We start from the raw sequence: 23,854 nt of genomic DNA, 5'->3' as shown, positions 1-23,854 counted from the left end.
TATTTTATAGAGAGCAATAATCTATCACGAAAATGATACTAAATTTCCGAAAGTGTTTCATTGTATGAAATAAATATTTCCAAATGTAAATTTTGGGGAACTAATAAGCAGCACGCATCGGTAAAAAATATAGCACATATTGACAAACCGATTTTTAGTTACTTAATATCAACCAGTTACATTGAAAACCCTTTCAGCACTGAATGATAAAACTTTTCAGCCATCAGAGAATACAATTACTCCCGCTATCATCATTTATTTCATTATTACCTTCATTCACCCCGAATGAGATGTTTACCCTAAATTCCCGCCGGACATGTTTGTCCGGCATTTTTTTGCCTGCCATTTATCGCCTTTTTGTCATCTTCCGTAAACTTACTTGACCACCTTTAATTAAGACAGCCCCCCAATAACATTATTTGTTTATTTCCGCACGTTTTGTTCAATAACAAGTCAAAAACCAGCCATGTTAATTTCCAGCTGTAACAAAGATCATAGTAATTATTTGCGGTCCGTAATATTCACCCTCACATATCGCTTCTTTGCCTTTATTCAGCAAGTTAAGCTCTGCATTCATTACGTCATTGTGACCAGTTCAATTTAAACATGACTTATTCAATCGGGGGAAAATAGCGATTCTCCAAACCGGTACGGCGGTGAGATAACCTTATTGGTTATTCCTCGTCTGATAAATCGCTCAATTAATCTTCCGGAAAAGCTGAAGTTTTCTATTTATCTCGTGATCAACATCACAAATTATTCCGCAGCCGGGAGAGTGTTTTTCAGCTAACCTATTGAATCAACTCATCATGATTTGAGTTAAGTCACACACCCGCACGGTCCCGGCGCCAGGAAAGTTCTGGAAAAAAATTGCAGTGGCTGAAAAGTCGGTAAAATGCCCTTTTTCCGGTTAATTCATGGCATGGGACGAACCCTTAACCTGCCGTTGCAGCGGGTTGATGCTAAAATCGCCCTTTTGACGAGAAAGATAATAACTTCATGACAGCACTGGACGCCGCACAACATCCGCGAGACGCTCGCCTTCTGCACTGGTCAACACGTACCGTGTTTCTAATCAATGGTCTCGGCATGTCCGCCTGGGCTCCTCTGGTGCCGTTTGCCCGCGATCGTCTGCACTTAACCGGCAGCATGCTCGGTGCATTGCTGCTGTGCCTTGGCATTGGTTCGCTGGCCGCAATGCCGGTTACCGGAAAACTGGTGGCGCGCTATGGTTGCCGACGAGTCATGCTCTGCTCCACTGCGATGGTGCTGATGATGCTGCCGCTGCTGGCGACAGCCAGCCAGACCGGAGTGATGGCAGTGGCGCTGATGTTGTTTGGTGCCGGACTTGGCACGCTCGATGTCGCCATGAACTACCAGGCAGTAGAAGTAGAAAAGGCGGCGCGTCGTCCGATGATGTCCGGCTTTCATGCTTTCTTTAGTCTGGGCGGGATTATCGGTGCCGCGACAGTCAGCCTGCTGATGAGCGCCGGATTATCGCCTCTCGCCGCAGTGGGCGTGGTGATGGTGGTAATGGTGTTGCTGCTGTTACGCAGCCAGCCGGGGATGATGACCACCCGTTTACACCAGCCTGATCAGCCATGGCTGGTGATTCCACGCGGCTGGGTGGCCTTTCTCGGCCTGCTGTGCTTTATCCTGTTTCTCGCCGAAGGCGCGGTACTCGACTGGGGTGCCCTGCTGCTGTTACAAAGCCCGGAGATGCCCGCCACCTGGGCCGGACTGGGCTATGCGGTGTTTTCTGTTGCCATGACACTCGGACGGTTTACCGGAGATAAAATCATCCAGCGCTGCGGGCGTTATCCGGTGATGCTGGGCGGCGCTCTGGCGGCAGCGGCGGGCATGACGCTGGCTGTCATCATCCCCTGGCCTGGTCTGGCGTTGCTGGCTTTTCTGCTGGCGGGGTTCGGCCTGGCCAATACGGTGCCGATGTTGTTCAATGCTGCCGGAAATCAACACGATATGCCGTCAAATCTGGCGATTTCCGCCATGACAACCTTAGGCTATGCAGGTATTCTTTCAGGTCCGGCTTTGATCGGATTAATATCCCAGTGGATCAGCCTGAGCGGCGCATTTCTGCTTATCGCCCTGCTGCTGCTGACTGTAGCTGCCAGTGCCCGACTGGTTGCGCGATAATTTCAGGTGCCTGAGACGCTATGTTGCCTTACAAATTTCCTCTGACATCCGGCAATGTGACCCGCTTTTTTGTGGTGTTCAACCTGGTGCTGTTCCTCGCGCTGGGCGCGATGGTGCACAACAGCGTTAATGCCTGGATCACCGATAAGCGCTACGCGATGACCGATCTGGCGCGCGCCATGCAGAAGCGCATCGATGCGTACCGCTTCGCCACCTGGCAGATTTATGAAAATCTCGCCACCAGCGCTGCCGGTTCCACTCCGAACAGCAGCCTGCAGGAAACCCGTCTGCGTCCGGATGTGTATTACCTGGAAAAAACCCGTCGCAAAACCGAAGCGCTGATTTTTGGTTCCCACGACAGCAGCACGCTGGATATGACCATGCGCATGTCCAGCTACCTCGATACCCTGTGGGGGGCGGAAAATCCCACCTGGTCGATGTATTTCCTCAATGGTCAGGATAACAGCCTGATCATGATCTCAACCCTGCCGCTGAAAGATATGGCGACACGCTATAAAGAAAGCGCGATCAATTCGCTGGTGGATAGCCGCCGTGCCGAGATGTTGCAGCAGGCTAATGCGCTGGATGAACGCGAGAGCTTTTCACCGCTGCGCCACTTTGCCTGGCAGAATGACCATTACTTCACGCTGCGTACCACCTTTAATCAGCCGGGTCATTTAGCCACGGTGGTGGCTTTTGATTTACCGGTCAACGATCTGATTCCGCGCAGCATGCCGGTGGAGAATTTCCTGCTACGTCAGGACACCACGCAGTCCAGCAGCAGCAACAGCGATGATGAAACCAGCGAAACCACTCATGTTTCACTGGTTAACCCGAATCTGGAGATTGCGGCATCGCTGCCAAGCACCTCGTTGCAGCTGGTATACCGTGTACCCATCACCAGCCTGATTATTGATAGCCTGCATAATCTGCTGTGGCCGTTACTGGTCAATCTGCTGCTGTTCCTGCTGTCGATAGCCGGTATCACCCTGCTGCGTCAGCAGTCGCTGCGCCCGAATGAGAACCAAAGTGCGGAGCTGGATTCCCTGCGCATGTTGAATGAAGAGATTGTCGCCAGTTTGCCGGTCGGCCTGCTGGTGTACGATTTCGCCACCAACCGTACTTTGCTGAGCAACAAGATCGCTGAACATTTGCTGCCGCATCTGAATCTGCAAAAAATCATCAATATGTCCGATCAACATCAGGGCGTGTTGCAGGCCACCATCAATAACGAGGTGTATGAGATCCGCCACGCGCGCAGCGTGCTGTCGCCGCATACGCAGCTATTTATGATGCGCGATCAGGATCGCGAGTTGCTGGTCAACAAAAAGCTGCAAAAAGCCCAGCAGGTACTGGATCGTAATCACCAGATGCGTCAGCAGTTGATGCATAACCTCGGCCACGCCCTGCACCGCCCTCTGGAAAGTATGGTGGCGCAACTGGTGCAGCTCAGCCAGCGCGACAGCGATGAAAGCGTGCTCGATCTGCTCGACGAAAGCCAGGGGCTGGCGCGTCTGGTGGATGATATCGTGCTGCTCAACCGTCTGGAAGCCCATGACTGGTCGCCAGATGCCAGCCGTTTCAACCTGCAGGAGCTGCTGGATGAAATTGCGCTGGAAAGCCTGCCGCTGCTGCGCCGCAAAGGCCTGGCGCTGGTGGTGAATAATCACCTCGCCAATGATGAGATCCGCTTTGGCGATCGCCGTGCGCTGCGCAAAGTGCTGACCACCCTGATGCATTACTCGCTGACCACCACGCTTTGGGGCAAGATTTCCCTCGACATTAAGGCCAGTGAAAGCAAGCCAGACCGCATCCTGTTGCAGCTGGTCGATACCGGTTCCGGTCTGACGGTTGACGAGCTGGCAAACGTCGATTTCCCGTTCCTCGGTGATACCACACAGGATCGTTTTGGTCAGGCATCCGGCATGGCCTTCTTCCTGTGCAAACAGCTGTGTAAACAGATGGGGGGTTCTCTGGAAATTGTGGCAAAACCGGATATCGGCACCCGCTACAATATCCAGTTACCGCTGGCGCTGGAGCAGCAGACCGAGCAGGAAGAGAAGCTGCTGGAAGGCGTCAATGTGCTGGTCGATATCGCCATGGAAGATGTGCATAAAATTGTTTGTCGCCACCTGGAGAACTGGGGGGCGAAGTGCCTGACTTCTGACGAGCGTTTGTCAGGACAGGAACATGATGTGCTGGTAACTGACGACCCTTCACGCCTTAACGGCTGGGCGTTGTTACTGGCGGGTGATGAGATGGGTCACCACGCGCTGAACGATCAACAATTCCGCGTTAACTTTAACCTCAGTAATGCATTACTCGATGCGTTGCTGGCATTGATCGAGAAGCAACTGGCCCATGATTTAATGGAGGAGACTAACGAAGATGAGGCTGCCACACCGCTACTAAGCGGAGGCTATTTTCAGCTGTTTACCGAGACAGTTCCGCCTGATGTCAAGAGACTGTATACTGAAGCAGCGGAGAAGGATTACCCCTCGCTTGCTCAGACAGCGCATCGCCTGAAAGGCGTGTTTGCCATGCTAAATCTGGTGCCAGGTAAACAGCTTTGTGAAGAGTTAGAACAGCACATTAAAGTATGTGACGATTCAACCATTAAAAATACCACCAGTGAAATTGACACTTATGTCAATCAACTGCTGCAGCAAGGTAACCCATAAGATGAATAACCTGAATGTAATTATTGCCGATGACCATCCAATTGTTCTGTTTGGTATCCGTAAGTCTCTGGAACAGATTGAATGGGTCAACGTTGTAGGTGAGTTCGAAGACTCAACAGCACTGATTAATAGCCTGTCCAAACTCGATGCCAATGTCCTGATTACTGACCTCTCCATGCCAGGCGAGAAGTATGGTGACGGTATCACCCTGATCAAATACATCAAACGTCATTATCCGGACCTCTCGATTATCGTTCTGACCATGAACAATAACCCGGCGATCCTGAGTGCCGTACTGGATCTGGATATTGAAGGGATCGTGCTGAAACAGGGTGCGCCGACTGACCTGCCAAAAGCGCTGGCAGCATTGCAGAAAGGCAAAAAATATACGCCGGAAAGCGTGGCCAAGCTGCTGGAGAAAATCAGTGCGGGTGGTTATGGTGACAAACGTCTGTCACCGAAAGAGAGTGAAGTGCTGCGTCTGTTCGCCGAAGGTTTCCTGGTCACTGAAATCGCCAAGAAGCTGAACCGCAGTATCAAAACCATCAGTAGCCAGAAGAAATCGGCGATGATGAAGCTGGGCGTAGATAACGATATCGCGCTGCTGAACTACCTCTCTTCCGTCAGCGCCACCCAGGTCGACAAAGAGTAACCCCTTTCAGGCGGTGCCGTCGCACCGCCTGTTCTGCCAATCCCTACCCTTCCCGCGTTTTCCGTACCCGCTCTGCGTAGATCGCCAGCGTGGTTTTCAACACATCCAGCGTCACCGGTTTGGACAGGCAGTTATCCATACCCGACTCCATACAACGCTGCTTCTCTTCGGCCAGCGCATTCGCCGTCACGCCAATCACCGGGAACGCATGTCCCAGTTGACGCAGGCGTTGTGTCAGACGATAGCCATCCATATTCGGCATGTTCACGTCGCTGAGTACGATATCAATGTGGGTACGGCTGATGACATTCAGCGCATCAACACCATCCTGAGCGGTTTTCACCTGATAACCCAGCGTACTGAGTTGTTCTGATAGCAGCATACGGTTGATAGGATGGTCATCGACGATCAGGATCATAATATCTTCATAGCTGGCCTGCTCTGTCACTGCGCCCGGCAGCGCCAGCGGCGTAGTGGTTTCGCTATCAATCGCGATGCGATAGATACGCCCCAGCAACACCGGCAATTCGTGCAGCGTAGCACTGCTGTGCAGCCACTGCCCTGCGGCTATCTCCTGCGGCATATCGATGTGTTCGCCGCTGATGCGGATACGCGCTCTGACGCTTTGCAACGGCAGATCTTCATGGTCGCTGATGATCACATCGTCGCTACCGGCCTGTCCCTGATAACGGGCAACCTGCATGCCCTGCTGTTGCAGCAGGCGCAGCAGGAAGCTGGCGAGGTAATCGTTACGCAGATCGAGCCAGAGCGCTTTTTCCTGCAACCCTTCCAGCAGAGGCGGCGCAGCCTGTTGTCCGGCGTAAATCGGGATGCGCACCACAAACTGGCTGCCCATGCCCGGCTCAGAATCCACCTCAATATCCCCATCCATCATATTGATCAGCTTTTCGCAGATCGCCAGTCCGAGGCCGGTTCCCTGGAAGTTTCGCTGCACGCCACTGCCGACCTGGAAGAACGGGTCAAACAGCCGCGTCACCTCTTTCGCCGGAATGCCGACGCCGGTATCACGCACGCGAAACGCCAGATAGCCTTCTTTCTCATAGGCATGGAGGATGATGCACCCGGTATGGGTAAATTTGATGGCGTTATTCAGCAGGTTAGAGATGACCTGTTGCAGACGTAGCGGATCACCATCCAGCGTCAGCGGCACATCATTTTCAATAAACACATACAGCGCGAGGCGTTTGCGCACCACCAGCGAAAGGTAGTTGCCGACGATATGGTTAATCACCTCGCGCGGCGAGAAAGGACGCGGTTCAATCTTCAGCTGCTCAGACTCAATTTTTGAGAAATCGAGAATGTCGCTGATAATTTTCAGCAGCAGACTGGAGGAGTTATTCATCGCCGTGACCAGCGAATCCACCCCTTTCGGTAACGCTTTGGTCTGCAACAGATCGAGGTTACCGATGATCCCGTACAGCGGCGTACGTAATTCATGGCTGACGGTGGCGAGGAACATCGATTTCGACGCACTGGCCTGCTCTGCCGCCTGCGCCATCTCCTGTAACGATTGCTCCATACGCACGCGCGCCGAAACATCCACCAGCACGCAGATCGCCACGTTTTCATTGCGATAGCGCGAATGAACAAAGCTGATTTGCAGGTTGGTATTGCTGCCCGTCAGCACATCAACAAAGTTAACCTGCTGGCCACCAATGATTTCGTTCAGGCGCTGCCGGTCTTCCTGGGTAAGCAACGTCAGGTAATTGTGCGCCAGTTCATTGCTGAGGATATTGGTGCCGTCACTGGTGCGCAGGATACAAATCCCCACCGGCGCAGAGGCCACAATTTTACGGTTGAACTGTTCATGTTCTTCCAGCCGATGTGCATTATCTTCCGCAGGCAGAAACATGCGGCGCTCAAATATCCACGCCAGAGTAAACAGCAATAATGCGCTGAGAATATTCAGCAGCAGCGCGTTAATCAGCATCAGTTTCAGCTGATCAACCAGCACATCGGTGGAAAGTGACCAGACAATATTGAGGTCAGACGGCGGCAACGGTTTTTTCAGCACCAGCTGACGGTAACCGTCCAGATAGCCGAACCAGGTTTTGTCGTCAGGCAGATCATCAAGGGAGTAACCCGGGCCACCGCGACGTGTGGTCAGCAGAGGGCGGTAATTCTCATCGGTGATGGTCGCCACCAGCGGCAATCCACCCGGCTGAATAAATTCATCGAGGCGAATGTTTTGCTCCACCCCGAGCAGCGCCTGCAGTTTATTCGCCACATAGACTGGCATCACCATATAGAAACTGCCCACCCCTGGCTGGGTGCCTTCGGTGATCCAGTACATCGGATTACGACGCTCGTCTTCATTGCTGCTGCGATAGTGCAGCACACGCTCGCGCAGTGCTTTCAGGCTGCGATCCCGATCCACCGTATTACTGCCAATGGTGAAATCGGCCAGGCATTGATTTTCCCCGCCGATAAAGAACACCCGATTCAGCTCATAGGCCGAAGCAAAATTACTTTTCCAGTAATTGATGTAGTAACTGAGGGAATCGAGGGAGTTACGCCAGGTGCTGCTCATTGAGGTGCAATCACCGTCGGAAAACAGCGGCGTGAATTGCGGCAGCGTGCCTTTGCTGGTGGGCATGCCGTTCAGCACATCCAGACCACTGGCACTGCTGGTGAGGCGGTTTTCCGTGATGTACTTCAGTTCACGCATCACATCCGCCGAGTGGCGGACATACCATTCCGCCTGACCGTAGTTGGCGTCAAACTCCTGGCGAACCGCATTCTCTTTCTCGTGCAGCACATTGATGATGTAAAAGGTGGTCAGCAACGCACCCAGCGACCAAAGCAGCAACGCCAGTGCGCGAAACAGGTAGCGCGAGATACGGAGCGTGGTACGGAAGGAGACGAGATATTTCAATGCAGGCTCAACTCACGGCAAGGGGTAAAGGTCAGGGAATTATTATGCCCATACACTAGCTTTATCATCCCGAAAAAGCCAGACGGAGCGCCGCTTCCGGCCAAAACTCAGAAAAAGAAACGGCAGGTCGGTTGCCCTGACCTGCCGTTGGTTATCACCGAGACAGATTACTCTTCTTCGTCTGCTTCCGGTGCATCGTCGTCGTTGTCTGTTTCCGGCGCGATATCCTCTTCGCCTTCGGCAACGCTACCATCGATGGCGTCGAGTTCTTCCTCTTCCACCGGTTCGACCACACGTTGCAGACCCACCACGTTTTCATCTTCTGCGGTACGAATCAGAATCACGCCCTGGGTATTACGACCCACGATGCTGACTTCCGACACGCGAGTACGCACCAGCGTACCGGCATCGGTGATCATCATGATCTGATCGCTGTCGTCCACCTGCACCGCGCCGACTACCGGCCCATTACGCTCGGTGACCTTAATGGAGATCACACCCTGAGTCGCGCGGGATTTGGTCGGGTATTCGCTGTTGGCGGTACGTTTACCATAACCATTTTGCGTCACGGTCAGGATGGCACCTTCTTCACGCGGCACAATCAGCGATACCACTTTGTCGCTTTCGGCCAGCTTGATACCGCGTACGCCTGAAGCTGAACGCCCCATCGCACGGACGGCACTTTCCGCAAAGCGCACCACTTTACCGGCGGCAGAGAACAGCATGGTTTCATCGCTACCGTTGGTCAGCGCCACACCGATCAGCTCATCATCTTCACGCAGATTGATGGCGATGATGCCAGCACTACGCGGACGGCTGAATTCCTGCAACGCGGTTTTCTTCACAGTGCCGTCAGCGGTTGCCATAAAGATGTTGAAGCCTTCGGTGTACTCGCGTACCGGCAGAATGGCGGTGATGCGTTCGTTCGCTTCCAGCGGTAGCAGGTTGACGATCGGACGACCACGTGCGCCACGGCTGGCTTCCGGCAGCTGATACACCTTCATCCAGTACAGACGGCCACGGCTGGAGAAGCACAGAATCGTATCGTGGGTGTTAGCCACCAGCAGACGGTCGATAAAGTCTTCTTCTTTAATACGTGCGGCGGATTTGCCTTTACCACCGCGGCGCTGGGCTTCATAGTCCGTCAGCGGCTGGTATTTGACATAACCCTGATGCGACAGCGTCACGACCACATCTTCCTGGTTAATCAGGTCTTCGATGTTGATGTCAGCGCTGTTGGCGGTAATCTCAGTGCGACGTTCATCGCCAAACTGGTCGCGCATCGCTTCCAGTTCTTCACGGATCACTTCCATCAGGCGCTCTGCGCTTGCAAGGATATGCAGCAGCTCAGCGATTTGATCGAGCAGTTCTTTATATTCGTCGAGCAGCTTCTCGTGTTCCAGGCCGGTCAGTTTCTGCAAACGCAGATCCAGAATGGCCTGAGCCTGCTGCTCAGTCAGATAGTATTGACCGTCACGAATACCGAACTCGGCTTCCAGCCACTCCGGACGCGCAGCGTCATCACCGGCACGTTCCAGCATCGCGGCCACATTGCCGAGATCCCACGACTGCGCAATCAGGCCTGCTTTCGCTTCTGCTGGCGTCGGGGCGCGACGGATCAACTCGATAATCGGATCGATGTTAGCCAGCGCAATCGCCAGACCTTCAAGGATATGGGCACGGTCACGCGCTTTGCGCAGTTCGAAAATCGTACGACGCGTCACCACTTCACGACGATGGCGAACGAACGCTTCAAGGATCTCTTTCAGCGCCATAATTTTCGGCTGGCCCTGATGCAGCGCCACCATGTTGATACCGAAAGAAACCTGCAGCTGAGTCAGCGAGTAAAGGTTGTTCAGCACCACTTCACCGACCGCATCGCGTTTGATCTCGATAACGATGCGCATGCCGTCTTTATCCGACTCATCACGCAGGGCGCTGATGCCTTCGACACGCTTCTCTTTCACCAGCTCGGCAATCTTCTCGATCAGGCGTGCTTTGTTCACCTGATACGGCAGCTCGTGAATGATGATGGTTTCACGGCCGCTTTTCGCGTCAGCTTCCACTTCGCCACGCGCGCGAATATAGATTTTGCCGCGACCGGTACGGTAGGCTTCTTCGATACCACGACGACCATTGATGATGGCGGCGGTCGGGAAATCTGGCCCCGGAATGTGCTCCATCAGCCCTTCAACGCTGATGTTTTCATCATCAATATAAGCCAGGCAGCCGTTAATTACTTCGCGCAGGTTGTGCGGCGGAATGTTGGTGGCCATACCTACGGCGATACCGGAAGAACCGTTAACCAGCAGGTTAGGGATTTTAGTCGGCAGGACCTCAGGAATCTGCTCGGTTCCGTCATAGTTAGGAACGAAATCGACAGTCTCTTTTTCCAGGTCCGCTAACAGATCGTGGGCGATTTTGGCCATACGCACTTCGGTGTAACGCATCGCTGCGGCGGAGTCGCCGTCGATGGAGCCGAAGTTGCCTTGACCGTCTACCAACATGTAACGCAGGGAGAAAGGCTGGGCCATACGAACGATGGTGTCATAAACGGCAGAATCACCGTGCGGGTGATATTTACCGATAACGTCACCGACCACACGGGCGGATTTTTTATAGGGTTTGTTCCAGTCGTTACCCAGTTCGCTCATGGCAAAAAGCACACGGCGGTGCACTGGCTTCAGGCCATCACGGACGTCGGGTAAGGCTCGGCCAACGATGACCGACATGGCGTAATCGAGATACGAGTTTTTCAACTCTTCTTCGATATTGACCGGTGTAATTTCTCTCGCAAGGTCGCTCATGGAGCCGCTATCCCTCTACATAATCCCGGAATTCAAAGGTGCGAAAGTATATCACATTGCTTACATGGGGTGAATGTTAAGCGCGGTTTAATCCGGCTTTTCCTTTGTTCTGAGAGGTGCGCAGGCCGCGCTTAAGCGTTTATACTGAAGCCACATTTTGTCAGGAGTCATGATTCAATGAATGAACAACCGCAGGAAAGCCGCCAGAACGTCGATCATAACGAAATTGCCAAGTTTGAGGCAGTCGCATCGCGCTGGTGGGATTTAGAGGGTGAATTTAAGCCGTTACACCGCATTAATCCCCTGCGTCTTGGCTGGATTGCCCAGCACAGCAATGGTTTGTTTGGCAAGAAGGTGCTGGATGTAGGCTGCGGCGGCGGCATTCTGGCGGAAAGCATGGCGCGCGAAGGCGCAGAAGTCACCGGGTTAGATATGGGTGCTGAACCGCTGGAAGTGGCGCGTCTGCATGCGCTGGAGAGCGGTATCAACGTCAACTACGTGCAGCAAACGGTGGAAGATCATGCCCTCAGCCATGCGGGCCAATATGACGTGGTCACCTGCATGGAGATGCTGGAGCACGTGCCGGACCCACGTTCGGTGGTGCTGGCTTGTGCGCAGCTGGTGAAACCTGGCGGCGAAGTCTTTTTCTCCACCATCAACCGCAACCCGAAAGCCTGGCTGCTGGCAGTGTTTGGTGCCGAATATGTGATGCGCATGGTGCCGCGCGGCACGCATGACGTGAAGAAGTTTATCCGTCCGGCGGAGTTGCTGAACTGGGTGGATGAAACCCCGCTGCGTGAGCAGGGGATGATTGGTTTGCACTACAATCCGCTGACGAATCAGTTCCGGTTGGGTCGTGGTGTGGATGTGAATTATATGGTGCATACGCATCGTCAGATGTAAGGCATCTTGCGCGATGAATCGCGCCGCTACAATTTGTGCTCAGTCCCGTAGCGGCGCGATTTATCGCGCGGAAGACAAACTACTCCGGGAATATCCCCTTAAACACCGTTTTCTTTCTTGGTTCGGTCATCAGCGCCTCGAGCGCCTCCACACAAGCCAGATAATGCGGTGTTTTTTTATGGGCCAGCACCGCCGCCTCATCCGCATAAGCTTCATAAATAAAAAAACGCGTCGGCACGTTGCTGTCCTGCAAAACATCAAAACGCAGGTTGCCGGGTTCCTGTACCGCCCCTAGATGATTTGCATGGAATACTCGTAAAAATTCGTCGATACAGTCGGCTTTTACGTTGATCTCCACCAGAGTGACTTCCATTCACGTTCTCCTTAAAAATCGTAGTTGTCGATGTTGTCTTTGGTAAACACCACGCGCTCAGGCAGCAGCACGATACCGTTGCCTTTGGCTTCATAATTGTAGCCCTGCACGCTGTTGTCGGAGACCGTCACTTTGCCCACATCCGGTACCTGTAAACTGTCTCCAGGATTGAGATCGCCTTTCAGCAACTGATTCGCCACCGCAATCGAAATCCGGCCCTGCTTCACCACATCCCACAGGCCGAATTGCTGCACCGTGCCGCGCTTAACATAGGGTCGCATCACGTTCGGGGTGCTAAAGCCAACAATGGTGACATCTTTACGCCCAAGGTTTTCCGCCGCCTGAGCCGCGGCCGGTAACGCATTGGCATCCGGGGCGATGATCGCATCCAGATCGCTCCAGGATTTCAGGATGCCCTCCGCCGTCTGCAACGATTTGGTGGCATCGTTATAGCCATACTGGGTGGTGACAATCTCCCAGTTAGGGTGATCTTTGGCGATCTTCGCTTTCGCTTCTTTTACCCATTGATTCTGATCGGTCACCGTCGGGCTGGAATAGAAGAACGCGACCTTGGCTTTATCCTTTTTCACCTGGCTGGCAGCCATATCCACCAGCATGCCACCCAGCTGCGCAGGGGTGCCCTGATTGATATAAATCGAGCGGCATTCCGGTTTGGTGTCGGAGTCCCAGGTCAGCACCTTCACACCGCGTTGCATCGCGCGTTTCAACGCCGGGCACAGGCCGTCTGGCGAAACTGCGGCCACTACGATGGCGTTATAACCCTGATTAACAAAGTTATTGATCATCTGCACCTGGCCGGAAACGCTCGGCTCGGTGGGGCCATCATAGGTCACATCAACGCCGAGTGCATTTCCGGCCTCGGTGGCCCCTTTGCCGCCGCTGGTGAAATACCCTACCCCCACTAGCTTGGGGATAAAGGCGATCCGTTCGGCTGCCTGAACGCTCAGACTGGCACCGAGTACACAGCACAGGGCCAGAGATAACCGCTGCATTTTCATGATTTTTACTCCTGGTAAGATGCGCGATCGCGCGTGAATCGCGCACGCAAACGCCGGCTAAGCTGGCGCACAATGCCTGGATTCAGGCTCCAGGAGCGTCCGATCACCGCAAGAATCAGCAGTGCGCCAGAAAGCGCGCTACTGACCTGACTCGACACTCCCACCATTTGCAAACCCTGCTGCAAAAAGCCGATGACCAGCGTGGCCAGCGCGGTGCCCAGCACCGAACCCGCCCCACCGTAAATATTGGCACCACCCAGCACCACCGCCGTGATCGCAGGCATTAACAGCGGCGCACCGAGGTCGGCACGCGCCGAGCCGAAGTACGCGCTCATCACCGCCGCCGCCAGCGCCGATGCCAGCCCGACCAGGCTGTATAGCAGCAGCAACGTGCGGTTGACCGGCAACGCGCCATAGCGCGCCGCACGCAGATTCTGGCCGAGCAAAAACACATAGCGTCCGGTACGCGTCCGGTGCATCAGCAGCCAGAACAGCAGGCAAAGCAACGTAAACAACAGCAGCGGCATCGGGATGCCAAGCGGGGTGAGATTGGCTAAATCGGTAAAGGTCGCCGGAAAATCCCCGATCCCCTCAAAGCCGGTCGCTCCAGCCAGCCCGGAAAGCAGCAGCGCTCCGCCACCGTAGAGATAAAGCGTGCCCAGGGTGATCACCAGCGGGTTCACGCCGGTCCAGAGGATGAGCGCGCCATTGAGCCAGCCACACAAGCTGCCCAGCAACAGCGTACACAGCAAAGCAACCGCCAACGGCCAGTGACTTTGCAGCATGATACCCAGCGCGATGGCACATAAGCCGGTCACCGCAGCAAAGGAGATGTCGATACCGCCACTGACAATCACCAGCGTCAGCGGCAAGGCGACAATGCCGACGGTGATAAAATCGCTGGTGCTGAATAGCAGGGTGTCGATGTTCAGCATGCGTGGATTACCCCAGCCAAACAGCAGGATTTCCAGCACCAGCAGCAGCGCCAGCGCGCCTTCCCAGTTCAGATAGCGCTTCATTCGGTCGCTCCCCGGCGCGAGGCCGCTGTCGGCGGTGGTTTAACGGTTTTTTTTCGTGCCGGAGGGGATAAAAAACGGGCGTACTTTTGCCGATGCAGACGTCGGGTCAGCGCCTGGCGTAACCGTCCGTCAACCACCAGCACCGCCAGCAGCACCAGTCCCGAGATAAAATCATTCCACCATGCCGGTAGCCTGAGCAGCACCAGCACACTATCGATTTGCGTCAGGAACCAGGCACCGAGTATCGCCCCCAGCAGGGTGCCGGAACCGCCCAGTAAACTGACACCGCCCAGCACACAGGCTGCGATGGCTTTCATCTCCATCCCGGTGCCAGTTTGATTGGGCACAAAACCAATTTGCGCAGCAAACACCATCCCGGCCAACGCCGCCAGCGCGCCGTTGGCAGTGAAAGCCAGTAAACGCACCTGATTGACCGGCACGCCCAGCTGGCGCGCGCCCTGCAAATTATCACCGGTGGCATAAAAGTTGCGACCGGCAGCGGTCCGCGCGAGGAACAACATCATCGCCAGCGCGATAAGCAAAATCATGATGCCCAACGGTGACAGCCCCGCCACTACCGGCGCGGCCAGGGTTTTCAGCTGCTCCGGCAACCCTTCGATCCATTTGCCACCGGTCAGCAACAGCATCAGGCCGCGATAAAGCCCGAGAGTGCCCAGGGTGGCGACAATCGCCGGAATACGCAGCCCGGTGACCAGTACACCATTAAACAATCCGGCTAACATACCGGTGCCCAGCGTCGCCAGACAGGCCAGCGGCAGTGCTACTCCCTGATTCAACAGAACGCCCAACACCGCAGCACACAGCCCCATGGTGGAACCGCAGGACACATCAATATTGCGCGTCAGCAGCACCAGCGTGGCACCCATCGCCAGCAGAATGGCGATCTGCGCACTGCCAAAAATCATCCCCACTAATTGCAGGCTAACGTTCTGACGATCCAGCAGCCAGGGCAGCATAAACAACAGCAGGATCGCCAGCAGGGTGCTCAGCTCCCGGTGGGTTTGCAGGTATTTCAGCATCAGTATTCTCCTGCTACCTGAGCGCTACGTCCCCAGGCCATCTGAATGATATGTTCCGCACTGACCGTCGCCCCGGATAATTCGCCCACCAGTGCGCCCTGGTGCATCACCACCACGCGATCCGCCAGCAGCGCGACCTCATCCAGATCCGAAGAGATAATGATCAGACCGATCTGCTGCGCCACCACCGATCGCAACAACTGATAGATATCAGCGCGAGCGGACACATCCACCCCGCGCGTCGGTTCATCGACGATCAGGACTTTCGGCATCGCCTCAAGGCAATTTGCCAGCAATAACTTTTGCTGATTCCCCCCGGAAAGCGTGCGCGCCAGCTGGTCGTTGTGATTGAATTTGATCCCCAGTGCGCGCTGGTAGCGTGTCAGCACCGCCCTCTCCTGCCGGAGCCGCAGCCACCAGCTGCGCCGTGGCAGCGTTAATGCGGTGACGTTCCACGCCAGCGGTGCATCCGGATAGAGGCCGGAGGTTTGCCGGTCTTCCGGCAGATAAACCAGCCCGGCGCGCAGACGCGCTGCTGTCGGCAGCGACAACAGATCCTGCTGCTGCAAACGGACCGTGCCGCTGCTGGCGGTGCGTAATCCGTACAGCGTTTCCGCCAGTTCGGTACGCCCGGCCCCGACAATGCCCGCCAGACCGAGGATCTCTCCCGCTTTCACCTGCAACGAAATCTGACGAAAACCTTCACCACTCAACTCATCAACCTGCAATAGCACCTGGCCTTTTTGCTCCGCAGGCACGTTACCCGCCTGTAACCACAGCTGCTGCTCAGCGCTCAGTGGGGCTTGTCGTTCGGGCGGCATCATTGCTGCCACCAGCGCGTCATCATCCAGCGCATCAATGCTGCCCTGTAACACCACGCAACCGTCGCGCATCACGCTGACCTGATGCGCCAGCGCCCGAATTTCCGGCAGCTTATGGGAAATGAACACCACTCCCACGCCCTGCCCGGCCAGCTGGCGCACCAGACGGAACAGGCGATCGGTTTCCACCGGGGTTAATGACGCGGTTGGCTCATCGAAAATCACCACTCTGGCGTCGCGCATCAGGCCACGCAGAATCTCCACCTGTTGCTGGTCAGCCACCGCCAGGGTACCGGCCAGTGCGTCCAGCGGCAGCGCGCTGCCCATCTGGCTGAGTAAGGTTTGCAGTTTTTGGTTATCCGCCTGAGCGCTCGGCAGGCGAAACAGGATGTTCTCGCGCACCGTCAGGCTGGGGAACAACAATGGCTCCTGTGGCACCAGGTAGATACCACACTGATGTGCTTTGGCCGGGGTCATTAACGTCAGGGGCTGATTAGCGAGGGTAAGCGTGCCGCTATCCGGTTGCTCGATACCGGCAATGATTTTCATCAGCGTTGATTTGCCTGCGCCGTTGCCACCGAGCAAGGCGTGAATCTGCCCCGCATGCAGTTGAAAATCGATGCCACGTAGCACCGGCACACCGGAAAACGCCTTACAGACCGCAGTGATGTGTAACAGCAAACTGGATTGCCGATTGACCTGATCCTGCACCATTGCCGCTCCCGATAAGAACAAATGATTTTTAAATAACATTATGTTCACAATCCTGGATAAGCTTTTTCGATAAAACTCTCGCAGCGGTCACAGATTGTTATTTCGCCAGCATGGCGCGTATGATTGTGGCTGACTTGTTGTGCGAACTGCCAGCACGGTCACATTTTCTTCAACAACCAAAACGAACAATTGATTTACTTTTTATAAAGTGTTCATCATGAAAAGCGATCTTAGCCCGGCAACGGGTCTCACTGTGGAAAACAGTATGAGTGAAGAAGAGCTACTGGCGCGTACCGCCTGGTTCTATTACCACGACGGACTGACACAGAATGAAATTGGTGAGCGACTTGGTCTGACTCGCCTGAAAGTGTCACGCCTGCTGGAGAAAGGACGCCAGTCAGGAGTGATCCGCGTACAGATTAATTCGCGTTTTGAGGGATGCCTGGCACTGGAACATGCCCTGCTCGAACGCTTCAGTCTGAAGCAGGTACGGGTGCTGCCGCAGCTTCACGGCCCGAATCTTAGCCAGCGGCTGGGGGTGGGTGCCGCCCAGATGCTGATGTCGTTACTCCAGCCGCAACAGTTGTTGGGGGTGGGGTTTGGCGAAACCAGCATGAACACCCTGCAACATCTGAGCGGCTTTATCGCTTCGCAGCAGATCCGCATGGTGACTCTCTCGGGCGGCGTCGGGCCGTATATGACCGGCATAGGCCAGCTTGATCCGGCCTGTGGTATCAGCATTATTCCGGCCCCGCTGCGCGCTTCCAGCGCCAGCGTGGCGCAAATCCTGCGTCAGGAACGCAGTGTACAGGACGTGATGCTCACCGCCTGCGCCGCCGATGTGGCGATTGTCGGCATCGGTGCGCTCAGCCAAAAGCAGCAGGCCACCATTTTACGCTCGGGTTATATCAGCGAAGGAGAACAGCTGATGTATGGCCGCAAAGGCGCGGTGGGTGACATTCTCGGCTTCTTTATGCGTCCCGATGGACAACTGGCTGAGTCCATGCCAATCCATGATGAACTGATTGCCGTCAGTCCTGCCGAGCTGGCGACGATACCTGTCGTGGTAGGCGTGGCAGGCGGCACCGAAAAAGCAGAAGCCATCATTGCCGCCCTGAAGGGGGCGCGCATTAATGCCCTGGTAACAGAAGAGGACACAGCCCGCGCGATGTTGGCGTTATTGCAGTAGCCCTGCGGCGGGGTCGATCCGGTCAGATTTTTTGCAGGAGTTACTGAGATGACGCTATCCCATGCCCCGCATTTAATGGCGCTCGACGCCGGCACCGGCAGCATTCGCGCGGTGATTTTTAACCTGCAAGGTGAGCAAATTGCCGTCGCCCAGGCCGAATGGCAGCACCTGGCCATACCCAATGTGCCCGGTTCGATGGAATTTGACCTGAGTAAAAACTGGCAACTGGCCTGCCAGTGCATTCGCCAGGCGCTGCAACAGGCGCAGCTCCCCGCCAGCGCCATCCGTGGCGTAGCCTGTTGTTCGATGCGTGAAGGTATCGTGTTGTATAACAAGGCCGGTGAGGCGATCTGGGCCTGTGCCAACGTTGATGCCCGCGCCAGTCGTGAAGTCAGCGAACTCAAAGAAATCCATCACGGCGAGTTTGAACGCGAAATCTACCAGTGCTCCGGACAAACCCTGGCGCTGGGTGCGATGCCGCGCCTGCTGTGGCTGGCGCATCACCGTCCGGATATCTATCGCCAGGCCGCCACCCTGACCATGATCAGCGACTGGCTGGCAAAATGCCTCAGTGGCGAGCTGGCGGTTGATCCTTCCAATGCCGGAACAACCGGGCTGCTCGATTTACGCAGCCGCAACTGGCGGCCGGAACTGCTGGAGATGGCCGGTTTACGCGGCAATATGCTGTCGCCCGTGGCGGAAACCGGTACCCCGCTCGGGTACGTCACTGCCGACGCAGCCAATGCCTGTGGCCTGGCACAAGGCACAGTGGTGGCGATGGGCGGTGGCGATGTCCAGTTGGGCACGCTGGGGCTGGGGGTGGTCAGGGCCGGAGAGACAGCGGTGCTGGGTGGCACATTCTGGCAGCAGGTGGTGAATCTGCCACAGCCGCAGGTCGATCCGGCGATGAATATTCGTATCAATCCGCACGTCATTCCCGGCATGGCGCAGGCGGAAGCCATCAGCTTTTTTACCGGCCTGACCATGCGCTGGTTCCGTGATGCCTTTTGCAGTGAGGAGAAACTGCTGGCGGAACGGCTGGGGGTTGATTGCTATAGCCTGCTGGAGGAGATGGCCGCCCGCGTTCCGGCCGGTGCCTGGGGGGTAATGCCGGTATTCTCTGACGCGATGCACTTTAATAAGTGGTATCACGCCGCTCCGTCGTTCATTAATCTCTCCATCGACCCGGAACGTTGCAATAAGCAAACCCTGTTCCGCGCGCTGGAGGAAAACGCCGCCATTGTTTCAGCCTGCAATCTTGATCAGGTGGCAGAATTTTCCGGCGTGCGGGCATCGCATCTGGTGTTCGCTGGCGGCGGATCCAAAGGGAAGCTGTGGAGCCAAATCTTAAGTGACGTGACCGGTCTGACGGTAAAAGTGCCGCAGGTAAAAGAAGCGACCGCGCTGGGCTGCGCCATTGCGGCGGGGGTTGCTGCCGGACTCTACAGCAACCTGGCGGAGACCGGACGCGACCTGGTGCGCTGGGAACGGGAATTTCACCCCGATGCCGCTCATCATGCGCTCTACCAGCAACAAAAAGCCGTCTGGCAAAAAGTCTACGCTGACCAGCTGACACTGGTGGATAACGGGCTGACCACGTCAATGTGGAAGGCGCCAGGGCTGTAAAAATCGCGCCGCTACAGAGGGATGCATACCCGTAGCGGCGCGGTTTATCGCGCAGGCCGCATCCGAACGTCATAAATAATTCATCAGTGAACTCGGAAAAATCCGTATCTGTGTAGCTTATCCTGCCATTTTTTCACCAGAAATTTGAGTTGGCGGAGTGGATTGAATAAGAAATACGCGCTCGATCAAGTTCTGAAAAAAATCTGCATTCCGGTTGACATGATGTCGGGCCTTATAAGACAAGGCCTAAGAAATTTCGCAAAAATTACAACCCCTGCAAACATCATTTTTTCCTCTTGTTAACCCGCGCTAAAATACTAAAATATGCCTCCATGTTGTTATGGTTTTACCCTTCACCCCCTAGATATAGTGTTTATCCACAACATTATTCACAATGAATATGCTGTGCATAAACCGGGATTTCTTTTAATTTTTGGATACTCACGCAAAGGTAAAAACGCGACATGAACCAAAGTCTGCTCGTTACTAAACGCGATGGCCGCCAGGAGCGCATTGATCTCGACAAAATTCACCGTGTACTGGACTGGGCAGCCGAAGGGCTGAACAACGTTTCAGTGTCACAGGTTGAACTGCGTTCTCACATTCAGTTCTATGATGGGATTCGGACCTCCGACATCCATGAGACCATCATCAAGGCCGCTGCAGACCTTATTTCTCGCGATGCCCCGGATTACCAGTACCTCGCCGCACGCCTGGCGATTTTCCATCTGCGTAAAAAAGCCTACGGCCAGTTTGAGCCGCCGACGCTGTTCGACCAGGTAGTCAAAATGGTCGAGATGGGCAAATACGATCGCCATCTGCTGGAAGACTACAGCAAAGAAGAATTCGAGCAGATGGACGGCTTTATTGACCACTGGCGCGACATGAACTTTTCCTACGCCGCAGTGAAGCAGCTGGAAGGTAAATACCTGGCACAGAACCGTGTGACCGGTGAAATCTACGAGAGCGCGCAGTTCCTGTATATTCTGGTGGCTGCCTGCCTGTTCTCCGGCTATCCGCGTGACACACGCATGGATTACGTCAAGCGTTTCTATGACGCGGTCTCTACCTTCAAGATTTCGCTGCCGACGCCAATTATGTCCGGCGTCCGTACTCCGACGCGTCAGTTCAGCTCCTGCGTATTGATCGAATGTGGCGACAGCCTGGATTCCATCAACGCCACTTCCAGCGCCATTGTGAAATACGTTTCCCAACGTGCCGGTATCGGTATCAATGCCGGTCGCATCCGTGCGCTGGGCAGCCCGATTCGCGGCGGTGAAGCGTTCCACACCGGTTGTATCCCGTTCTACAAACATTTCCAGACTGCGGTCAAATCCTGCTCGCAGGGTGGCGTGCGCGGTGGTGCAGCGACCCTGTTCTACCCGATGTGGCATCTGGAAGTTGAAAGCCTGCTGGTGTTGAAAAACAACCGTGGCGTCGAAGGCAACCGCGTCCGTCATATGGACTACGGTGTGCAGATCAACAAGCTGATGTACCAGCGTCTGCTCAAAGGTGAAGAGATCACCCTGTTCAGCCCGTCTGACGTGCCTGGCCTGTATGATGCGTTCTTCGCCGATCAGGATGAATTTGAGCGTCTGTACACCACTTACGAGAAAGACGACAGCATCCGTAAACAGCGCGTGAAGGCGGTCGATCTGTTCTCTCTGATGATGCAGGAACGTGCTTCAACCGGCCGTATCTACATTCAGAACGTTGACCACTGCAACACCCACAGCCCGTTTGATCCGGCTATCGCGCCGGTGCGTCAGTCTAACCTGTGCCTGGAAATCGCCCTGCCGACCAAGCCGCTGGATGACGTCAACGACGAAAACGGTGAAATCGCCCTGTGTACGCTGTCTGCGTTCAACCTCGGTGCAATCGAAAGCCTCGACGATTTGGAAGAACTGGCGACCCTGGCCGTACGCGCCCTGGATGCCCTGCTCGACTACCAGGATTACCCGATCCCGGCCGCTAAACGTGGCGCTATGGGACGTCGTACCCTGGGTATTGGTGTGATTAACTTCGCTTACTACCTGGCGAAAAACGGTGTTCGTTACTCCGATGGCAGCGCCAACAACCTGACGCACAGAACCTTCGAAGCCATTCAGTACTATCTGCTGAAGGCGTCTAACGAGCTGGCGAAAGAGCAAGGTGCCTGCCCGTGGTTCAATGAAACCACCTATGCGCAGGGCATTCTGCCGACCGATACCTATAAAAAGGATCTCGACAGTATCTGCAACGAGCCGCTGCATCTCGACTGGGAAACGCTGCGTGAGTCGATCAAAACCCACGGCCTGCGTAACTCCACGTTGTCCGCGCTGATGCCATCTGAGACCTCCTCGCAGATTTCGAACGCCACCAACGGTATCGAACCGCCGCGCGGTCATATCAGCATCAAAGCCTCGAAAGATGGCATCCTGCGCCAGGTGGTGCCGGAGTATGAGCGTCTGAAAGATCAGTACGAACTGCTGTGGGAAATGCCTTCCAACGACGGCTATTTACAGCTGGTTGGCGTGATGCAGAAGTTTATCGACCAGGCGATTTCGTCGAACACCAACTACGATCCGAACCGCTTTGCGAACGGCAAAGTGCCGATGAAGCAGTTGCTGAAAGATCTGCTGACCGCTTACAAGTTTGGCGTGAAAACCCTGTACTACCAAAACACCCGTGACGGTGCTGAGGATGCGCAGGACGATCTGGCCCCTTCCATTCAGGATGACGGCTGCGAAAGCGGCGCTTGTAAGATTTAATTAAAGGGCGGAGCACGCGGCTCCGCCCTCCTGTTTCGGGGTCGACAACTGTCGGCCCGTTCACATTTGGACATCCCTATGGCTTACACCACATTCTCGCAAACCAAGAATGACCAGCTGAAAGAGCCGATGTTTTTCGGTCAGTCAGTCAACGTTGCCCGTTTCGATCAGCAGAAATATGACATCTTCGAAAAGCTGATCGAGAAGCAACTCTCCTTCTTCTGGCGTCCGGAAGAAGTGGACGTTTCCCGCGATCGCATCGACTATCAGGCGCTGCCGGAACACGAGAAACACATTTTTATCAGCAACCTGAAATATCAGACGCTGCTGGATTCGATTCAGGGTCGTAGCCCGAACGTGGCACTGCTGCCGCTGATCTCGATCCCGGAACTGGAAACCTGGATCGAAACCTGGGCGTTCTCCGAGACCATCCACTCGCGCTCCTATACCCACATCATCCGCAACATCGTTAACGATCCGGCGCTGGTGTTTGATGACATCGTCACTAACGAGCAGATCCTCGCCCGTGCGCAGGATATCTCTAAGTACTACGATGACCTGATTGAGATGACCAACTACTGGCATCTGCTGGGTGAAGGCACTCATCAGGTGGCGGGTAAAACCGTGACCGTTGATCTGCGTGCGCTGAAGAAGCAACTCTACATCTGCCTGATGAGCGTGAACGCACTGGAAGCGATTCGCTTCTACGTTAGCTTTGCCTGCTCCTTTGCGTTTGCTGAGCGCGAGCTGATGGAAGGTAACGCCAAAATCATCCGCCTGATTGCCCGTGATGAAGCACTGCACCTGACCGGGACTCAGCATATGCTGAACCTGATGCGCAGCGGTGAAGACGATCCGGAAATGAAAGAGATTGCCGCAGAGTGCCGTGACGAATGTTACGACCTGTTCAAGAAAGCAGCCGAGCAGGAAAAAGAGTGGGCAGAATATCTGTTCAGCGGCGGCTCGATGATCGGCCTGAACAAAGACATTCTGTGCCAGTACATCGAATACATCACCAATATTCGTATGCAGGCGGTCGGTCTTGATCTGCCTTTCCAGACCCGCTCCAACCCGATTCCGTGGATCAACAGCTGGCTGGTGTCTGATAACGTGCAGGTTGCACCGCAGGAAGTGGAAGTCAGCTCTTATCTGGTGGGTCAGATCGACTCTGAAGTGGGCGAAGACGACTTTAACGACTTCCAGCTGTAAG

General features: G+C 55.0%; 15 protein-coding genes. 8 read left to right on the top strand and 7 right to left on the bottom strand.

The features are described 5' to 3' along the window. Positions 1–999 precede the first annotated feature (999 nt). The 3 genes from RCF31_RS19655 to rcsB are packed head-to-tail and all read left to right on the top strand — an operon-like array spanning position 1,000 to position 5,487. On the top strand, positions 1,000–2,154 hold the full coding sequence (locus tag RCF31_RS19655) for an MFS transporter (protein WP_416412035.1): 1,155 nt from the start codon (positions 1,000–1,002) through the stop codon (positions 2,152–2,154). 23 nt (positions 2,155–2,177) lie between these two features. Then, entirely contained in the window at positions 2,178–4,835 is a 2,658-nt protein-coding gene (gene rcsD / locus RCF31_RS19650) for a phosphotransferase RcsD (RefSeq protein WP_299445677.1), read from the top strand. Between the two features lies 1 nt (position 4,836). Next, positions 4,837–5,487: a response regulator transcription factor RcsB gene (gene rcsB / locus RCF31_RS19645; protein ID WP_013509853.1), complete on the top strand. Its 651-nt coding sequence runs from the start codon at positions 4,837–4,839 to the stop codon at positions 5,485–5,487. Between the two features lie 43 nt (positions 5,488–5,530). Here the strand turns inward: rcsB and rcsC are convergent, their stop codons facing one another. Further along, positions 5,531–8,383, bottom strand: a complete 2,853-nt coding sequence (gene rcsC, locus RCF31_RS19640) for a two-component system sensor histidine kinase RcsC (protein ID WP_416412034.1) — start codon at positions 8,381–8,383, stop codon at positions 5,531–5,533. A 167-nt stretch (positions 8,384–8,550) separates the two neighbouring features. Beyond that, positions 8,551–11,190, bottom strand: coding sequence for a DNA topoisomerase (ATP-hydrolyzing) subunit A (gyrA, locus tag RCF31_RS19635; protein ID WP_299445391.1), 2,640 nt, complete (start codon positions 11,188–11,190; stop codon positions 8,551–8,553). 177 nt (positions 11,191–11,367) lie between these two features. Between gyrA and ubiG the strand changes: the two genes are divergently transcribed. Beyond that, positions 11,368–12,093, top strand: coding sequence for a bifunctional 2-polyprenyl-6-hydroxyphenol methylase/3-demethylubiquinol 3-O-methyltransferase UbiG (gene ubiG, locus RCF31_RS19630; protein ID WP_416412033.1), 726 nt, complete (start codon positions 11,368–11,370; stop codon positions 12,091–12,093). 79 nt (positions 12,094–12,172) lie between these two features. Here the strand turns inward: ubiG and lsrG are convergent, their stop codons facing one another. The 5 genes from lsrG to lsrA are packed head-to-tail and all read right to left on the bottom strand — an operon-like array spanning position 12,173 to position 17,079. Next, the gene (gene lsrG, locus RCF31_RS19625) at positions 12,173–12,466 is read right to left on the bottom strand and encodes a (4S)-4-hydroxy-5-phosphonooxypentane-2,3-dione isomerase (RefSeq protein ID WP_416412032.1); all 294 of its coding nucleotides are present in this window, start codon (positions 12,464–12,466) and stop codon (positions 12,173–12,175) included. A gap of 11 nt (positions 12,467–12,477) precedes the next feature. Continuing rightward, on the bottom strand, positions 12,478–13,485 hold the full coding sequence (gene lsrB / locus RCF31_RS19620; RefSeq protein ID WP_416412031.1) for an autoinducer 2 ABC transporter substrate-binding protein LsrB: 1,008 nt from the start codon (positions 13,483–13,485) through the stop codon (positions 12,478–12,480). Positions 13,486–13,490: 5 nt separating this feature from the next. Then, positions 13,491–14,504 carry an autoinducer 2 ABC transporter permease LsrD gene (gene lsrD / locus RCF31_RS19615; protein WP_416412030.1) on the bottom strand — a complete coding sequence of 338 codons (1,014 nt, stop codon included), beginning with the start codon at positions 14,502–14,504 and terminating at the stop codon, positions 13,491–13,493. Continuing rightward, a complete protein-coding gene (gene lsrC, locus RCF31_RS19610) occupies positions 14,501–15,544 on the bottom strand; it encodes an autoinducer 2 ABC transporter permease LsrC (protein WP_416412029.1) in 1,044 nt (347 codons plus the stop codon). Before lsrC ends, lsrD begins: the two co-directional genes overlap by 4 nt. Next, entirely contained in the window at positions 15,544–17,079 is a 1,536-nt protein-coding gene (gene lsrA, locus RCF31_RS19605; RefSeq protein WP_416413299.1) for an autoinducer 2 ABC transporter ATP-binding protein LsrA, read from the bottom strand. Before lsrA ends, lsrC begins: the two co-directional genes overlap by 1 nt. Before the next feature lie 217 nt (positions 17,080–17,296). On the opposite strand from lsrA, the gene lsrR reads away from it, so the two are divergent. From lsrR to nrdB, 4 genes are all read left to right on the top strand, one after another. Next, complete coding sequence (gene lsrR / locus RCF31_RS19600; protein WP_299445379.1) at positions 17,297–18,268, top strand: transcriptional regulator LsrR; 972 nt, start codon at positions 17,297–17,299, stop codon at positions 18,266–18,268. Between the two features lie 48 nt (positions 18,269–18,316). Next, positions 18,317–19,894 (top strand): autoinducer-2 kinase, encoded by a 1,578-nt coding sequence (lsrK, locus tag RCF31_RS19595; protein ID WP_416412028.1) that lies wholly within the window; start codon positions 18,317–18,319, stop codon positions 19,892–19,894. Positions 19,895–20,358: 464 nt separating this feature from the next. Then, positions 20,359–22,644: a class 1a ribonucleoside-diphosphate reductase subunit alpha gene (gene nrdA, locus RCF31_RS19590; protein WP_299445375.1), complete on the top strand. Its 2,286-nt coding sequence runs from the start codon at positions 20,359–20,361 to the stop codon at positions 22,642–22,644. Between the two features lie 78 nt (positions 22,645–22,722). Beyond that, positions 22,723–23,853, top strand: a complete 1,131-nt coding sequence (gene nrdB / locus RCF31_RS19585; protein ID WP_299445373.1) for a class Ia ribonucleoside-diphosphate reductase subunit beta — start codon at positions 22,723–22,725, stop codon at positions 23,851–23,853. The last annotated feature ends 1 nt before the right edge of the window (position 23,854 follow it).

The sequence above is a fragment of the Pantoea sp. App145 genome (assembly GCF_047947045.1).
Taxonomy (GTDB): domain Bacteria; phylum Pseudomonadota; class Gammaproteobacteria; order Enterobacterales; family Enterobacteriaceae; genus Pantoea.
This window is presented reverse-complemented; position numbering and strand designations above follow the sequence as displayed.

What these genes read in the sequence shown, in the direction of transcription:
- RCF31_RS19655 (WP_416412035.1), top strand. Translation starts at nt 1,000, where the DNA reads ATGACAGCACTGGACGCCGCACAACATCCGCGAGACGCTCGCCTTCTG.
- rcsB (WP_013509853.1), top strand. Translation starts at nt 4,837, where the DNA reads ATGAATAACCTGAATGTAATTATTGCCGATGACCATCCAATTGTTCTG.
- gyrA (WP_299445391.1), bottom strand. Translation starts at nt 11,190, where the DNA reads ATGAGCGACCTTGCGAGAGAAATTACACCGGTCAATATCGAAGAAGAG.
- ubiG (WP_416412033.1), top strand. Translation starts at nt 11,368, where the DNA reads ATGAATGAACAACCGCAGGAAAGCCGCCAGAACGTCGATCATAACGAA.
- lsrG (WP_416412032.1), bottom strand. Translation starts at nt 12,466, where the DNA reads ATGGAAGTCACTCTGGTGGAGATCAACGTAAAAGCCGACTGTATCGAC.
- lsrB (WP_416412031.1), bottom strand. Translation starts at nt 13,485, where the DNA reads ATGAAAATGCAGCGGTTATCTCTGGCCCTGTGCTGTGTACTCGGTGCC.
- lsrD (WP_416412030.1), bottom strand. Translation starts at nt 14,504, where the DNA reads ATGAAGCGCTATCTGAACTGGGAAGGCGCGCTGGCGCTGCTGCTGGTG.
- lsrC (WP_416412029.1), bottom strand. Translation starts at nt 15,544, where the DNA reads ATGCTGAAATACCTGCAAACCCACCGGGAGCTGAGCACCCTGCTGGCG.
- lsrA (WP_416413299.1), bottom strand. Translation starts at nt 17,079, where the DNA reads ATGGTGCAGGATCAGGTCAATCGGCAATCCAGTTTGCTGTTACACATC.
- lsrR (WP_299445379.1), top strand. Translation starts at nt 17,297, where the DNA reads ATGAAAAGCGATCTTAGCCCGGCAACGGGTCTCACTGTGGAAAACAGT.
- lsrK (WP_416412028.1), top strand. Translation starts at nt 18,317, where the DNA reads ATGACGCTATCCCATGCCCCGCATTTAATGGCGCTCGACGCCGGCACC.
- nrdA (WP_299445375.1), top strand. Translation starts at nt 20,359, where the DNA reads ATGAACCAAAGTCTGCTCGTTACTAAACGCGATGGCCGCCAGGAGCGC.
- nrdB (WP_299445373.1), top strand. Translation starts at nt 22,723, where the DNA reads ATGGCTTACACCACATTCTCGCAAACCAAGAATGACCAGCTGAAAGAG.